The organism is Natrialbaceae archaeon AArc-T1-2 (genome assembly GCF_030273315.1).
Taxonomy (GTDB): domain Archaea; phylum Halobacteriota; class Halobacteria; order Halobacteriales; family Natrialbaceae; genus Tc-Br11-E2g1.
In genome coordinates this window covers 1,624,680-1,639,085 of sequence record NZ_CP127174.1, presented here as the reverse complement: position 1 = coordinate 1,639,085, position 14,406 = coordinate 1,624,680, and the positions used below count along the sequence as shown (strand labels likewise).

16 protein-coding genes are annotated in these 14,406 nt (G+C 65.5%); 8 read left to right on the top strand and 8 right to left on the bottom strand.

Annotated features, from left to right (window positions below; genetic code table 11):
* Window positions 1–2 precede the first annotated feature (2 nt).
* Window positions 3–1,247 (bottom strand): Glu-tRNA(Gln) amidotransferase subunit GatD, encoded by a 1,245-nt coding sequence (gene gatD / locus QQ977_RS08410; RefSeq protein ID WP_285925237.1) that lies wholly within the window; start codon window positions 1,245–1,247, stop codon window positions 3–5.
* Window positions 1,248–1,361: 114 nt separating this feature from the next.
* Here gatD and QQ977_RS08405 point away from each other — a divergent pair, with 114 nt between their 5' ends.
* Window positions 1,362–1,952, top strand: a complete 591-nt coding sequence (locus tag QQ977_RS08405) for a DUF5336 domain-containing protein (RefSeq protein WP_285925236.1) — start codon at window positions 1,362–1,364, stop codon at window positions 1,950–1,952.
* Here QQ977_RS08405 and QQ977_RS08400 read toward each other — a convergent pair whose 3' ends face one another.
* Window positions 1,953–2,609, bottom strand: coding sequence for an ArsR/SmtB family transcription factor (locus QQ977_RS08400; protein WP_285925235.1), 657 nt, complete (start codon window positions 2,607–2,609; stop codon window positions 1,953–1,955).
* A 56-nt stretch (window positions 2,610–2,665) separates the two neighbouring features.
* Window positions 2,666–3,409: a hypothetical protein gene (locus tag QQ977_RS08395; RefSeq protein WP_285925234.1), complete on the bottom strand. Its 744-nt coding sequence runs from the start codon at window positions 3,407–3,409 to the stop codon at window positions 2,666–2,668.
* A 451-nt stretch (window positions 3,410–3,860) separates the two neighbouring features.
* Between QQ977_RS08395 and QQ977_RS08390 the strand changes: the two genes are divergently transcribed.
* The 5 genes from QQ977_RS08390 to QQ977_RS08370 all read left to right on the top strand — a co-directional run bounded on the left by QQ977_RS08390 (window position 3,861) and on the right by QQ977_RS08370 (window position 7,533).
* Entirely contained in the window at window positions 3,861–4,640 is a 780-nt protein-coding gene (locus QQ977_RS08390; RefSeq protein ID WP_285925233.1) for a tetratricopeptide repeat protein, read from the top strand.
* Window positions 4,637–4,930: a DUF424 domain-containing protein gene (locus QQ977_RS08385; protein ID WP_285928685.1), complete on the top strand. Its 294-nt coding sequence runs from the start codon at window positions 4,637–4,639 to the stop codon at window positions 4,928–4,930. The genes QQ977_RS08390 and QQ977_RS08385 overlap by 4 nt, the downstream gene beginning before the upstream one ends.
* Before the next feature lie 179 nt (window positions 4,931–5,109).
* Complete coding sequence (locus tag QQ977_RS08380) at window positions 5,110–6,402, top strand: aminotransferase class V-fold PLP-dependent enzyme (protein WP_285925232.1); 1,293 nt, start codon at window positions 5,110–5,112, stop codon at window positions 6,400–6,402.
* A gap of 96 nt (window positions 6,403–6,498) precedes the next feature.
* Window positions 6,499–6,918 (top strand): Fe-S cluster assembly sulfur transfer protein SufU, encoded by a 420-nt coding sequence (gene sufU, locus QQ977_RS08375; RefSeq protein WP_285925231.1) that lies wholly within the window; start codon window positions 6,499–6,501, stop codon window positions 6,916–6,918.
* A gap of 222 nt (window positions 6,919–7,140) precedes the next feature.
* Complete coding sequence (locus QQ977_RS08370; RefSeq protein ID WP_285925230.1) at window positions 7,141–7,533, top strand: hypothetical protein; 393 nt, start codon at window positions 7,141–7,143, stop codon at window positions 7,531–7,533.
* Between the two features lie 34 nt (window positions 7,534–7,567).
* On the opposite strand, the gene radA is transcribed toward QQ977_RS08370, so the two are convergent.
* From radA to htpX, 5 genes are all read right to left on the bottom strand, one after another.
* Window positions 7,568–8,599, bottom strand: coding sequence for a DNA repair and recombination protein RadA (radA, locus tag QQ977_RS08365; RefSeq protein WP_285925229.1), 1,032 nt, complete (start codon window positions 8,597–8,599; stop codon window positions 7,568–7,570).
* Between the two features lie 181 nt (window positions 8,600–8,780).
* A complete protein-coding gene (gene pspAB, locus QQ977_RS08360; protein WP_285925228.1) occupies window positions 8,781–9,386 on the bottom strand; it encodes a PspA-associated protein PspAB in 606 nt (201 codons plus the stop codon).
* Between the two features lie 80 nt (window positions 9,387–9,466).
* The gene (locus QQ977_RS08355; protein ID WP_285925227.1) at window positions 9,467–10,480 is read right to left on the bottom strand and encodes a TIGR04024 family LLM class F420-dependent oxidoreductase; all 1,014 of its coding nucleotides are present in this window, start codon (window positions 10,478–10,480) and stop codon (window positions 9,467–9,469) included.
* Between the two features lie 93 nt (window positions 10,481–10,573).
* Window positions 10,574–10,849, bottom strand: a complete 276-nt coding sequence (locus tag QQ977_RS08350; protein WP_285925225.1) for a hypothetical protein — start codon at window positions 10,847–10,849, stop codon at window positions 10,574–10,576.
* A 75-nt stretch (window positions 10,850–10,924) separates the two neighbouring features.
* Complete coding sequence (htpX, locus tag QQ977_RS08345) at window positions 10,925–11,794, bottom strand: zinc metalloprotease HtpX (protein WP_285925224.1); 870 nt, start codon at window positions 11,792–11,794, stop codon at window positions 10,925–10,927.
* A 315-nt stretch (window positions 11,795–12,109) separates the two neighbouring features.
* Between htpX and QQ977_RS08340 the strand changes: the two genes are divergently transcribed.
* Window positions 12,110–13,255 carry a 60S ribosomal export protein NMD3 gene (locus tag QQ977_RS08340; protein ID WP_285925223.1) on the top strand — a complete coding sequence of 382 codons (1,146 nt, stop codon included), beginning with the start codon at window positions 12,110–12,112 and terminating at the stop codon, window positions 13,253–13,255.
* Window positions 13,248–14,372, top strand: coding sequence for a class I SAM-dependent methyltransferase (locus QQ977_RS08335; RefSeq protein WP_285925222.1), 1,125 nt, complete (start codon window positions 13,248–13,250; stop codon window positions 14,370–14,372). Before QQ977_RS08340 ends, QQ977_RS08335 begins: the two co-directional genes overlap by 8 nt.
* The last annotated feature ends 34 nt before the right edge of the window (window positions 14,373–14,406 follow it).

Below are 14,406 nucleotides of genomic sequence, written 5' to 3'. Positions count from 1 at the left end.
CCCTACTCCCAGGGGACCGACCGGCGGGTCAGCTCCCCGGCGAGGGAGGTGTTCATCGCCTCCTCGAGGTCGTCGGCGTTTTCGAGCGCCCACATCAGCTTGACCTTCGCGGTCCCGGGGAGGGTGTCGCCGGCCTCGATCACGCCCGCCTCGAGTAAGTCCCGGCCGGTGTCGTAGACCCGGTCACAGACCCGGCCTTCGAGACACTGGCTGGTCATCACGACCGTCGTCCCGTCGTCGATCAGTTCCTCGATTCGGGGGATGAGGTCGGTGTTGACGTGGCCGAGCCCGGTACCCTCGAGAACGAGTCCCGCCTTACTCTCCACGACGTCGAGGAAGGCGGGATCCATTCCCGGCGTGAACGTCAGCAGTTCGACGTCGGTCTCGAGGTCGGGAGCGATCTCGAGGTCCGTCTCGCCCCGTTCCCGGTACTCGCGATGGAACGACGCGTCGAGGGAGTCGTAGTCGACCTCGCCGAGCGGTTCCGCGCCGACGGTTTCGAAGGCGTCCCGGCGGGAGGTGTGGTTCTTCCGGACGCGGGTGCCGCGATGGAGCGCACACCGGTCGTCGGACTCGGTGGCGTGCATGCAGACGAGCACCTCCGCACAGTCGCTTTTGGCGGCCTCGACGGCACAGACGGCGTTCATCACGTTGTCCGAGGACGGCCGGTCCGCCGATCGCTGACTGCCGGTGAAGACGATCGGCACCGGCGTCTCGAGGGTAAACGAAAGCGCCGCCGCGGAGAACTGCATCGTGTCGGTGCCGTGCATGACGACGACGCCGTCGGCGCCAGCCTCGATCTCCTCGTAAACCGCGCGGGCGAGCTCCTGCCAGACCTCGGGAGTCATGTTCTCGGAGAGGATGTTCGCGACGACGCGCCCGCGATAGTTCGCCCGGCCGGCCAGATCGGGCACCGCACGCAGGACGTCCTCGGCGTCGAACTGGGCGGTCACCGCGCCGGTCCGGTAGTCGACCGTCGAGGCGATCGTACCGCCCGTCGAGATCAACGAGATCGTCGGCAGCTCCTCGTCGAACTCGATCTCCGAGTCGCCGTCGCCGTTCTGTGTGTCTGTCACGTCGTAGACGTTCTCTTCGAGTACCTCGACGTCGCTTCCCTCGCGGTCGACGCCGACGTTGTAGCCGCCCTCGAGTTTGACGACGAGGTGGTCGTCGTCACTCGAGGGGAGCAACACGCCCTCGTAGCTCCGGTCCGTGCGTTCGACGCGGACGCGGTCACCTGGATTCATGCGGAGTGCTTGCGCAGCGGTGGACTTGAAGGCACCCTTTCGGGTGAGCCCACGGTCACGCGGCGTGTCGCCGACAGGGAAAGGCCCATGCCGTCAGACGTCTACGGGACGTACATGAGCGACCGGTCCGACGAGGTGACGACGAACCGGGATGCCCGCTCGACCGACGACCTGCTCGAGGAGACCGACCGACTGCTCGGCGACGACGGCTCGAGCGAGCGCGGGGACCGCACCGTCGACGACCCGACCGAGTTCGGATCGGCGTCTGAGACACAGTCGTGGCGGGAGTCGTCGGAGCCACGAGAGTCGGCGAGTGCGAGCGGGTCGCGACTCCGGTCGCTCGGCTCGCGACTCTCCCCGTCGGCGTACTTCTCCCCGACGGCCTTTCTCGTCCTCGTGGCCGTGCTCGGAGCCGGACTGCTCGCCGGCAGCGTGGCGATCCCGATCGGGGGACGAACCGTCGGCATGGCCGCCGTCGCCTTTCTCGTCGGGCTCGTCGGCTCGAAGCGTCGCTACCTCGAGATGGGGGTGGCGGGTGTCGCCGTCGGCGGCGTCGCCGCCGTGCTCAACCACGCCGTACTCGCGATCGCTGGCTCGGGAGAGGCGGTCGCCGCCGTCGGGGCCGGCGCTGGCCTCCTCGTCTGTCTGCTCGCGTACTACTTCGGGCGAGACCTCCGCGACGGGCTCGTCAGAGATGTCGAGTGATCAGTCGACCGTAAGCTCCCAGCCCCGTTCGGTCCGGCGGACGATTCCCTCGTCGGCCATCGTCTCGAGCAACTCGGCGACGACCTCGCGTGGCGCGTCGACGTCGCGGGCGAGCGCGTTGACAGCTTTCGGCTCCTCGCGAACGCTCGAGAGCACGTCGGCGTAGATCCGACTCTCCGGTTCCGTCCCCACCGTCTCCGAGATCTGGTCGAGGACGTCACACAGCCGTCCCTGCACCCATCGCTGGGCCAGCGACAGCTCGTTTTCGAGCTGTTCGAGACGTTCGAGCGTGCCGAGAAGCTCCTCGAGGTCGTTTTCCTCGTCGTACTCTAGCTCGAGAGAGATGTGTCGACAGGTCGTGATGTCGAAGCTGTTGTTCTCCGGGTAGGCGCTCTTGCTCGCGAAGCCGTACGGCGAGACGTTGACCTCGAGACGGACGTGTCTGGCGATGTGAAAGTACTTGCGTCGCTGATCGTCGGTGCGACTCTCGATGAGACCCGCGTCCTCGAGTTTCTGGAGGTGTTCGATGACGGCCTTTGGACTCACGCCGAGGTACTCGGAGATCTCGGTGACGTAACAGGGCTTGCGTGCCAGTAACTGGAGGATTCGTCTCCGGTTCTCGTTCCCGAGCAGATCCAGCAACGCGGCAGAGTCCATCACTCGACCGTTGGTAGCCGTCGCTGAAAAGGATGTCTGCTCCCTAGATCGCACGGTTACGCGTCGTCGTCGCGGTCGTCGCGGTCGTCGGGTTGGCTCTGACTCTGACTCTCGTCGGATGCGTCGACATCGACACCGCCAGAACCGGCGGTAGATGCGTCAACGCCGGTCGCTGGCTGCTGCTGGCCGTCGTGTCCGGGCGCTCCATCCTCGGGCGGTCCGCCCGGCGGATCGACGCTGGCGAGCCCGCGTGTGGCCGACGCCACCTCTCTGTCAGCTATGTTCGCCGCGTTGCCCCGCAGTTCGTCGAACCGGTCAGTTTCGAGGTCCGCGCTTTCGGCGCGGGTTTCGGTATCGTTTATCGCTCGCTCGATCTCGTTGATCTGGACGGCGAGACGCGTCATTCGGGCGTCGTAGGCGACCGGGTTGAGTTCGTCTCTCTCCTCGCGAAGCGTTTCGCGCTCGTCCTCGAGCTCGGCGAGTCGGCGCTCGAGTTGGTCTGTCCTGTCGGCGACGACGTCCGCCCTGTCGTCATCGTCGGCGGCGTTGTCGTACGCGGAAGCGAACAGCTTCGAATCGACGCTCTCGTCGGTCGACGACGAACTCGACTGCATGAACGAGGAGACCTCGGCCCCCATCGGCGCGGCGTCGTCATCTATCCCCTCGTCCGTCTCTGTTTCGTCGCTGGCTCCCCCATCGATGTCTGCCACGGGCCCCGCAAACGTTGCGCTGACGACCGGGGCGAAAAGGAGACCGCAGACGACGGCAAACACGAGTACCATAGCACGGGTCGCTGTCATTACACCCACCGATGGTGGAACTCATTAAAAAGGTGGATCTTCGTTCCGACCGTTCACTTCGATCGGTTCGAACGTTCAGTTCCGTTCGAAGCGTTCAAGCCCCACTTGCGTCCGGCACTTTCGCTCACCGCAAGTGGTAAACGGTCACCGTACTCGATCGACCCCGTCGGGACTCTCCGACGTTCGTATCTTTCGTTCCGCGAGAGGAAAAGTCGGGAGCCGATGCTCAGTCGGCCGGCCGCGTGGCCGTATTACCCCCGTGATCTTCGTCACAGCTCGTGCAATCGAGGTGAACACGACGGCTGCATCTGTTCGTTCCCACCGTTGGAAGGTAAACGAGATAGTACGTTATTCGAAAGGCGAAATGGGGGACAGAGTTAAGTACGTTCGATAACGCGCCGATCCGGCGTGAGCGTAGCCCTTAACCCTCGTGCAGCCCAACTGCGCGTCGATGACCGACCGAGAGGACGATCGCGATCACGCGTTCTCTGAGGGGGGTGGGTTCGACGACCCCTACGAGGAGTTTGACCTGGATCCGCCGGAGCTAGACGTCGATCCCTCGAAGATCGATCCCGTCGACTCCCGAGTCGTCGCCGACGCACTCGACGAGCGCCAGCTCGCAAGCGACGAGGTCGACGCCGAGGCGTTGCTCGACGTGGGGCTTAACTACATGCAGATCAACCGCTTCGAGCAGGCGACCGAGGCCTTCGAGCGAGCCGCTCGCTTCGCCGAGGACGACTCCCTCGAGCAGGAGGCCTGGGTGAACAAAGGCGTCGCTCACGCCGAACTCGAGGAGTACGACGAAGCGATCGGCGCATACCGGGAGGCGATCGCGACCGACGAGGAGAGCGAACACGCCGCTACGGCCGAGACCAACCTCGCGTACGCGCTGTGGGAGTTCGGCGAGACCACGCAAGCGCTCGAGCACGCAGAGCGAGCCGTCGAGATCGACGAACGGTTCGGGCAGGCCTGGTACAACCGGGCCTTTTTCCTGCAGGAACGGGGACTCTCGGAGGACGCCCTCCAGTGTATCGACAACGCGATCCGCCTCGGGATGCGAAACGCACAGGTCCTCGACGAGAAAGCTCGCATTCTCGAAGACCTCGGCGAATACGACGAGGCCGAAGAGATCTCCGAGCAGGCAGAAGAGCTTCGCGAGCGAGCCGAAGAGGAGCTGATGGAACAGCGAACCGAGCGGGCCGACGAGTGGAACGAACGCGCGTTCGAATGATCGTCAACGAACGCGAGACTGCCGAGGGGTTGCTCGTCGCAGTCTGTGACAGCGACGTTTTAGGGGAGACCTTCGAGGAGGGAGACGTCTCGCTTACGGTCACCGAGGAGTTCTACGGCGGCGACGAGGTCGGTCGAGAGGCCGTCGTCGACAGCCTCTCGCGGGCGACGATCGCCAACATCGTCGGCACCCGCTCGGTCGAACTCGCTATCGAGGAGGGGTTCGTCGACGAGACGAACGTCCTCGAGGTGGATACGACCCGTCACGCCCAGCTGTTGCGGCTGTACTGACGGCGGGCGAGTGCTGGCTCGGCTGTGACGGGCTGGTCTCGGTCGTGAGGAACCCGTCGTCGAGCCTCGTTTCGGTCACACGAGGTCTACGGAGATGGTAGTAGACGAGTATGGCGATCAGGCCGACGGAGGTGTCGCGACCGAAGGAGTGTTTTGTCTCCGGTTCCTTCCCTTCGGTAATGAGCCGACAGAACGTCGAAGCTCTCGACGTCGAAGGGATCCGGGCCGATTTCCCGATCCTCGAGCGCGAGTTCAGCGTTGGGTCGGAGACCCAACGAGCAGACGGCGAAGCCGTCGATGATGGGACGCCGCTCGTCTACCTCGACAACGCGGCGACGACTCACACCCCGGAGCCGGTCGTCGAGGCGATGAGCGACTACTACCGGAGGTACAACTCGAACGTCCATCGCGGTATCCACCACCTCAGCCAGGAGGCATCGATCGCCTACGAGGACGCCCACGACCGCGTCGCCGAGTTCGTCGGAGCAAGCGGCGGCCGCGAGGAGATCATCTTCACGAAAAACACCACCGAAAGCGAGAACCTGATCGCGTACTCGTGGGGACTCTCCGAACTCGGTCCCGGCGACGAGGTCGTGTTGACGGAGATGGAACACCACGCCTCGCTCGTCACCTGGCAACAGGTCGCACAGCGGACGGGTGCGGACGTGAAATACATCCGGATCGACGAGGATGGTCGCCTGGACATGGATCACGCCCGGGAGTGTATCACCGACGACACGGCGCTCGTCTCGGCGGTCCACGTCTCGAACACCTTAGGCACCGTCAATCCCGTCTCGGAACTGACAGAGCTCGCCCACGACCACGACGCCCTCTCGCTGATCGACGGCGCACAGGCCGTTCCCAACCAGCCCGTCGACGTCGAGGAGATCGGTGCCGACTTCTATGCCTTCTCCGGCCACAAGATGGCCGGCCCCACCGGCATCGGCGTCCTCTACGGCCGCAAGGAACTGCTCGAGGAGATGGAGCCGTACCTCTACGGCGGCGGCATGGTCCGAAAGGTAACCTTCGAGGACACCACCTGGGGCGAGCTTCCCTGGAAGTTCGAACCCGGCACGCCGCCGATCGCCGAGGCCGTCGGCCTCCACGCCGCCGTCGACTACCTCGAAGAGATCGGCATGGCGAACGTCCAGGCCCACGAGCGAGAGCTCTCGACGTACGCCTACGAGCGACTCAGCGAGGTCGGCGACGTCGATATCTACGGTCCCGAACCCGGTCCCGACCGGGGCGGCCTCGTCAGTTTCAACCTCGAGGGCGTCCACGCCCACGACCTCGCCTCGATCATGAACGACCACGCCGTCGCGATCCGGGCCGGCGACCACTGTACCCAGCCGCTGCACGACAAACTCGGCGTCGCAGCCTCCGCGCGGGCGTCGTTCTACATTTACAACACTCGCGAGGAGATCGACGTGCTCGTCGACGCGCTCGAGGACGCTCGCGAGCTGTTCGCCTGAGATCTCCGCTTGGCACCGACCAACGGCCACCGATCGTGCGAACGCGAACCCTCCCCCGGAACCCTTTTACAGCGCACTTTCCTATGCGAATCCAAGATGGGACTCGGCTCCGATATGTACAGACAGCAGATCCTCGATCACTACAAGAATCCCCGCAACTACGGGGAACTCGAGGATCCCACTTTCAGCCACGTCGGCGAGAATCCGATGTGTGGCGACGAGATTCGCATGGACGTCAAACTCGACGACGACGAGGAGACGATCGAGCAGGTCGCCTTCTCGGGTGACGGCTGTGCGATCAGTCAGGCCAGCGCGAGCATGCTCTCGAGCGAACTCCAGGGAATGGCCGTCGAGGAGTTACTCGAGATGGATCGCGACGACGTGATCGACATGCTCGGCGTCGAGATCTCGCCGATGCGCGTCAAGTGTGCCGTTCTCGCGGAGAAAGTCGCCCAGGACGGCGCGGAGATCTACCGCGGCGAACTCGAGGTCGAGAAGACGACGACCGAGGACTGATACTGACGGACGAAAATCTCACAGATTTTCGCCCGCCAGTATTGACCGCTGTGTGTCAGTGTCCGGGCGCTCATCACGAGACAGCAGTCCCGTTCTTCGCGCCCTCTGTTACGTCTACTGTCCGGGTGGCTGTCTCTTTCGTTCACGAACTTCTGTCCGGCAGTATGACTCTTTGGGCGCTGCAAGCCCAACCCCTTCCCGCCGCGGGACCAACGGACTGGCATGGTCGAGACGGCCGTCGGCTTCGTCCTCGGGGCGATCATCGGCGCGGTCGCGACCGCCGTCGGCTCGTATCTGCTCTACTGGAAGCGCGAACGCGACGCCACCCGGCGACTCCGCCGGGCATTCGCCGAAGAGCTTCGAACCTACGAGTACGTCGACAACCTGATCGCCGACGGCGGCTACGAACGGCTCACGGAACGCGTCGAGGCGCCCGTGCTCTACGAGTCGGCAGCCGGAGACCTTGGGCTGCTTACGGAGCGCGAGATCGGCCGACTCGTGGCCTTTTACAGCGCACTCTACTGGCTCGAGGGGCTCGAGGATCCCGAAGACAAGAAAGCACAAATCGAGTCGGTCGCCCGGAAGCGACAGGCGGCACTCGAAGCGCTCGGGTAGTGCTCGGAACCAGGCGAGGACGCCTGGGGACGCCTCACTCGGGTTTCAGCCCCTCGTCCTGAACGCGCATGACTGCCTCGCCGTCGGCGAGGTTCGGTGCGTCCACGAGGCGGACGATCCGCTTGTCACCTTTGGACTTGCGAAGGTAGATCCGGAACGTCGACTTGTGACCGAGGATGTTGCCGCCGATGGGCTGGGTCGGATCGCCGAAGAACGAGTCGGGGTTCGAGGCCACCTGGTTGGTGACGACGACGGCAGCGTTGTAGAGGTTGCCGACCTTGTCTAAGTCGTGGAGGTGTTTGTTGAGTTTCTGCTGGCGCTCTGCGAGTTCGCCACGGCCGACGTACTCCGCCCGGAAGTGAGCGGTCAGCGAGTCGACACAGAGCAGCCGAATCGGGTAGTCGGCCTCTTCGTGTTCGCTCGCCAGTTCCTGGGCCTTCTCGGCCAGCAGCATCTGGTGGTTGGAGTTGAACGCCTTCGCGACGTGGATCTTCTCGAGCATGGCCTCGACGAGTTCGTCGACGGCCGCCTCGTCGTCGGCCGATCCCTCGATCTCGCGGTCCTCGAGGGCGGCGTCGATCGCCTCGTCGGGGAGTCCACGGACCATGTCGTCGATCCGTTCGGGTCGGAACGTGTCCTCGCTGTCGATGAACATGGCGCTGCCGTGGAGGCCGCCGACCTCCTTTGGCAGCTGGACGTTGACGGCCATCTGGTGGGTAACCTGAGACTTGCCGGAGCCGAACTCGCCGTAGACTTCGGTGATCGACTGGGTCTCGATGCCGCCACCGAGGAGGTCGTCGACCTCGTCGATGTGCCAGGAGAGCTTGCCGATCTCGTTTCGTCGCTCGAGGACGGCCGAGCCGGTCTCGAAGCCGCCGACGTCTGCGGCGTCGCGGGCGGCGTTGACGATGTCAGCGGCGGTGGACTCGCCGACGTCCGCCGTATTCGACAGTTCCGAGGGCGAAGCGACGGCGAGGCTCTGGAAGGAGTCAAAGCCTGCGTCGTGGAGTTTGTCCGCTGTCGCCGGTCCGACGCCGGGGAGAGTCTCGAGGTCTACGTCTGGCATGGTCGGTCGTTGCTCGGGCTCCCCCATAAACCCTCGTTAACAGGAGAGTGAAAGTGAAACTGGCGGGCGGCACCGGGGTCGTTTCGGTTGGAAGACGTGATACTATCATCGAAGACGAGTGTCGGCCCCGCTCGAAACGGCGAGCGAGGGCAGTGATTGGATCGCTCCGACTGACCGACGGCTACTCCCAGGGACGCGTCCCACCCTCGCTTGGCCACAGCGGATACCAGTACTCCTTGTCGCGTTCGATCTCGAGTTCGCCGTCGAGCGTCGCCTCGAGCGTAAACTCCGTGCTCGAGTCGCGCTCGCGGCCGGGCCGGGGTACGAAGGGGTAGAACGCACCGCGACGGAACGAGTAGATCCAGTAAGCCGGTCCGTCCTCGTTTCGGTAGCCGAAAACGGCCGCAAGCAGCCGCGAACCGTAGCCGTGTTCGACGAACGTGTCGGCGGCGAAGTGCATGCTCGTGATCAGATCTTCCGGGTCGTCGTCCTCGAGGACGACCCAGTGGTAGCCGTGGTCGTCTTCGGTGACCGTGAAGTCGGTGCCGGTCTCCTCACGTCCCGCCTCGAGGATGGCCTCGACCTCGTCGACGGCCTCGCGAAACTGGTGTGAGTCGACGCCTGAGAAACAGAGTGCGCCCTCCGCCATGGCCTCGTAGCCGAGTTCGGCCTCCATCGTGATGTAGGCGGTGCTCATCCCGAAGAGGTCGTCAGGGTCGGCGTCGCGCTTGGCGTCACGTTCGGCACGCAACCCCAGCACGGCACGGAGCCCGTCCAGTAGTCCCATACCTCGACCGAAGGTATCGTCGTCCTTTAAAGAATCCGCTCGGGCTCACGCCAGGACAGGTCGTGTGCCGACGGTTCCAGTCAGCGCGAGGGTGCAAGCGCCTCGAGCGTCCGATCCCGCTCGTCGTCGCTCATTCCGCCACAGAACGCGACCTGGATCGCGTCGACGCCGTCGATAGCCTCGAAGCGTTCAACCTGGTCGCGGACCTCCGCGGGCGTGCCGGCGGCGACGACTGCCTCGAGGAGGTCGTCGGTGATCGCCGCGGCAGCGGCCTCTCGGCCCGACTCGTGCCACCGATCCCGGACTCGTTCGGTGAGTTCGGTCCAGCCGGCGTCGGCGATCGCCTGTCGGTAGAAGGGACCGTAGACGGCGATCATAAAGGCCAGCTGTGAGCGGGCGTACTCGCGGGCGCGCTCGCCGTCCTCGAGGGCACAACACCGAAGCAACGGAGCCACACGCAGGTCGTCGAGTTGGCGATCGCCCAGCTCGGCACCGCGTTTGAGATCACCCAGGCGTGCCTGGAGCTGTTCGTACGGTAACAGCTGAGGTACCCAGCCGTCGCCGAAGCGGCCGGCGAGTTCGGTCGCTTTGGGGCCGAGCGCGGCGACGTCGACCGGAGCCGGCGGTTCGGGCGGTTCGCACTCGAGTGTGAGCCCGTCGGGAGAGAATATCTCGCCGTCGTACTCGAGGCGCTGTCCGGACTGGACCTGCCGAACGATCTCGACGGCCTCACGGACGCGCCGGAGCGGCCGGTCGAACTCGAGGCCGTGCCAGCGTTCGGCGAGTGCAGGCGAGGAGGCTCCGATGCGCAGGCGGAAACGACCGTCGCTGATCTCTTGCAGCGTGACCGCGGTCTGGCCGATCGCGGCGGGCGAGCGAGAGTACGGCGAGATGACGTCGTCCGCGATACCGATCTCGTCGGTGCGCTCGGCGACGACGCTCAACACGAGTGGAACGTTCCGGCCTGCAGTCTCCCCGACAGAGACAGCCCCGTACCCCATCGTTTCGGCTCGCTGGGCGAGGGACACGGCCTCCTCGATGTTGTCGTACTCGTCGAGCGGCAACACGACGTCGCGGTTGATGTCGGCTGACATGTAAGTCGATGGCTCGCTCGAGATTGTAAAGACTTGGGTCAGGGAAGAAACGGGAAGGCACAACCGGAGAACGTACAGGGAAGCCGACGACGTTCAGGAGACGGTGAGAGCGAGCCGCACCGACAACCCGGCGATCCAGACGAACGCGGCGGCGACGAGCAGGTACGTACGCGGGCCGTACTCGGTGACGATCGGGTCTCGCTCGGAGCGAGCAGCCGCATACAGGCTGGCGAGAACCAGTCCCGCACCGCCTGCCAGCCGCAGTCCACTCTCGAGGTCGAGTCGAAACTGGCCCACTACTGCAGCCTGGGAGACGACGAGGACGCCGATGGTACAGCAACACAGTGCGACCAGCCGGGACGGATGCATGTGTCGCGGTAGCTAGCATCCCGAAATCGTATATAGCTATCGCACCTCGGGCCGAGAGAGACGGCGTGACCGGGACTACAGCTCGCGCTCGAGTTCGCGAAGCTGTTCGATGCGGTTCTCGGTCGGCGGGTGGGTGCTGAACAGCCGGCCGATTCCCGAGCGCAACGGGATGATGAAGAAAGCGTTCATCTCGGCTTCCTCGCGTAAGTCCTCTGTGGGGACCTTCTCCATCTCGCCGGAGATCTTCGCGAGCGCGGAGGCGAGCGCTGCCGGCCTGCCAGTGATCGCAGCGGCCCCTCGGTCGGCGGCGTACTCGCGGTACCGCGAGAGTGCGCGGATGAGAATGTAGCTGATGATCCAGACGACGAGCGAGACGAGGATCGCAACGACGACGCCACCGCCGCCGCGACCACCGCGGCCGCGACCGCCGAAGAAAGCGCCCCAGCGAACCACCATGAACGCGATCGTCGCGAGCAACGAGGCGAACGTCATCACCATCATGTCCCGGTTTTTGACGTGGGCGAGTTCGTGGGCGAGCACGCCGTCGAGTTCGTCCCTGTCGAGGGTGCGCATCAGCCCGGTCGTCACGGCGACGGCGGCGTTGCGCTGGTTGCGGCCAGTGGCGAACGCGTTCGGCATGTTCGAGTCGATGACGGCCACCGTCGGTTTTGGCAGGTCGGCCTGCTGTGCGAGTCGTTCGACCGAGGCGTGCAGCTGCGGATACTCGTCCGCGGAGACCGTCGTCGCGCCCATGCTCTTGAGCGTGAGCGTGTCGCTGAAGTAGTACTGGACCAGCGACATCCCGCCGAATAAGAGCGCGAAGACGACGATTCCACCGCCCATGTAGGCGGTGATCACGCCCGCGAAGACGATGTACAACGCAAACAGCAGGAACATCGTCAGGAACATCCGCACACGAAGCCCCCAGTCCGGTTGCCACTCCATGTGGGTGTCGACGGGACGCATCGGGATAAATATCACCGAGACGACCCTCGCTCGAGGCCCTTATCCGAACGCCCCCGTTTCGCGTGGAGGGAGCGTTCAGCGGTAACAGTACGCACGGGTGGCGGTTCGATCGTCTGACGGCCGTCTGACACGGTCGAAACCGCACCCCCTCGTTTCGCCTGGAGTTCGCACGGTTTGAGAGCGACCGACAGCTTCGAGAGGGAGACGACCCCCGTACGGCGGGATACTCGAAAGGCACGCGCTGACGCGGATCCGAACGCGTCGTTTAAACCGTTTGGCCGGCAACTACGGACAATGACCGAGTCGCGTTCGCGTGCGTTCTGTCCCCGCTGTGGGGAGCCCATGCCCGACCGCTCCGAGAGCGACGCGTCCGAAAGCGGCGAGGCGACCGACCCGCTCCGGCCGGGGGCCGACGTCGAGGTCTGTGACGCCTGTTACTTCGAGGAGTTCGAGTTCGTCGACGCGCCCGAGCGGATCGACGTGCTGGTCTGTTCCCAGTGTGGGGCCGTCCATCGGGGCAACCGGTGGGTCGACGTCGGCGCGAAAGATTACACCGACGTCGCGATCGAGGAGGTAAGCGAGGCCCTCGGCGTCCACGTCGACGTCGACGACGTCGCCTGGCAGGTCGAACCCGAGCAGGTCGACCCGAACACGATCCGGATGCACTGTTACTTCACGGGCGTGGTCCGGGGGACACCCGTCGAGGAACAGGTCACCGTCCCCGTAAAGATTTCCCGGCAGACCTGCTCGCGGTGTGGTCGGATCGCAGGCGACTACTACGCGAGCGTCGTCCAGCTCCGTGCGGAGGGACGCACGCCGACGAGCGAGGAACGCGAACGGGCCGAGGCGATCGCAAACGAAATCGTCGCCGACATGGAGGCGACGGGCGATCGCAACGCTTTCGTCACCGAGACGAGCGAGACCGACGACGGCCTCGACATGAAGGTCTCGACGAACAAGATCGGCAAGAAGGTCGCGAACAAGATCCGCGAGGAGTTCGGCGGCACCGTCTCGGACTCGGAGACGCTGGTCACCGAAGACGAAGACGGCAACGAGGTCTACCGGGTGACCTTCGCGGTGCGACTCCCGCCGTACACGCCCGGTGACGTCATCGACCTCGCAGACGACGGCGGCCCCGTCCTCGTCCGCAGCGCCCACGGCAACCTCAAGGGCACGCGCGTGACCACCGGCGAACGCTACGAGGCGGACTACGAGGAGGGTAACTCGCCCGACGCCCGCAAACTCGGCACCCTCGCAGACGCCGCCGAGACGACCGTCGTCGCCGTCGAGGACGAACACGCCGTCCAGGTGCTCGACCCCGAGACCTACGAGGCGAAAACGATCGCCCGACCCGACTACTTCGATCCGGACGCCGAGACGGTGCCGGTGCTGAAGAGCCGGGCCGGCCTGCACGTCCTGCCCGACGAGGGCGATGACTGACGACGGAGCGATCCCGCCCGCGGACGACGCACTCGAGACGCGGGGCGAGGGTCCGCTCGCGGTCGTCGTCGCGAAACCGCGCTCTGAGACCGCGATCGAGTCGCTTCGGGCCGAGGGCGTCTACGACGACGACCGGCGCGTCCGCGAGTACGACGCCGAGACGGTGGCCCTGCCGGTGACCGACCCACCCGCCGAGACGCGGGTCCGGGAGGTGATCCGGCAGGTCGACCCCGACCGCCGGAGCCGGGACCTCGAGGACCTGCTGCTCGAGCGGGGCTGGAGCGAGACAGACCTCGAGGGCGCACCCGGCTCCTGGGCCGTGGTCGGGTCGGTCGTGGTCGTCCGCCTGCCCGAGCGCTGTCCCGACGAGGCGGCCGTCGGCGAGGCGTTGCTGGAACTGCACGGCGAGGCCGAGACGGTGCTCGCAGACGAGGGGATCGCAAACGACGGGGCGGCGGGCACCCACCGCGAGCCGAGACGGCGCGTGATCGCGGGCGTACGGGACACCGAGACGATCCACACCGAACACGGGACCCGCTACGCGCTCGACCCGGCACGGGTGATGTTCTCGCCGGGTAACCAGGCCGAACGAGTCCGGATGGGCGAGGTCGTCGCGGACGGCGAGTGCGTCTTCGACATGTTCGCCGGCATCGGCTACTTCACCCTGCCGATGGCCCGGGCCGGCGCGTCGGTGACGGCCACCGAGATCAATCCGGCCGCGTTCCGGTACCTGCTCGAGAACGCCGTCCTCAACGACGTCACCGACCGGATCGAGGCCTACCGCGCCGACTGTCGCGACCTCGCCGAGGAGGTCGCCGCCGACCGGGTCGTCATGGGCTACTACGGCAGCGCCGACGGGACCGACGAACAGGGACGGGGAACGCGAACCGACGAGGGCCACGAGTTCCTCCCCGCGGCGCTGTCGGCGCTCGAGCCGGGCGGCGTCGTCCACTACCACGAGGCCACCCCCGAGTCCCGGCTGTGGGAGCGACCGCGTTCCCGCCTCGAGCGGGCCGCGGATCGCGAGAGACGAGAGCTCGAGGTGCTCGAGAAACGCCGCGTGAAGAGTCACAGCGCCGGCGTCGCCCACGTCGTAATCGACGTGCGGGTGTCGTAGCAACGAGACGGTGACGTCGTATCGAGTCGGCGAG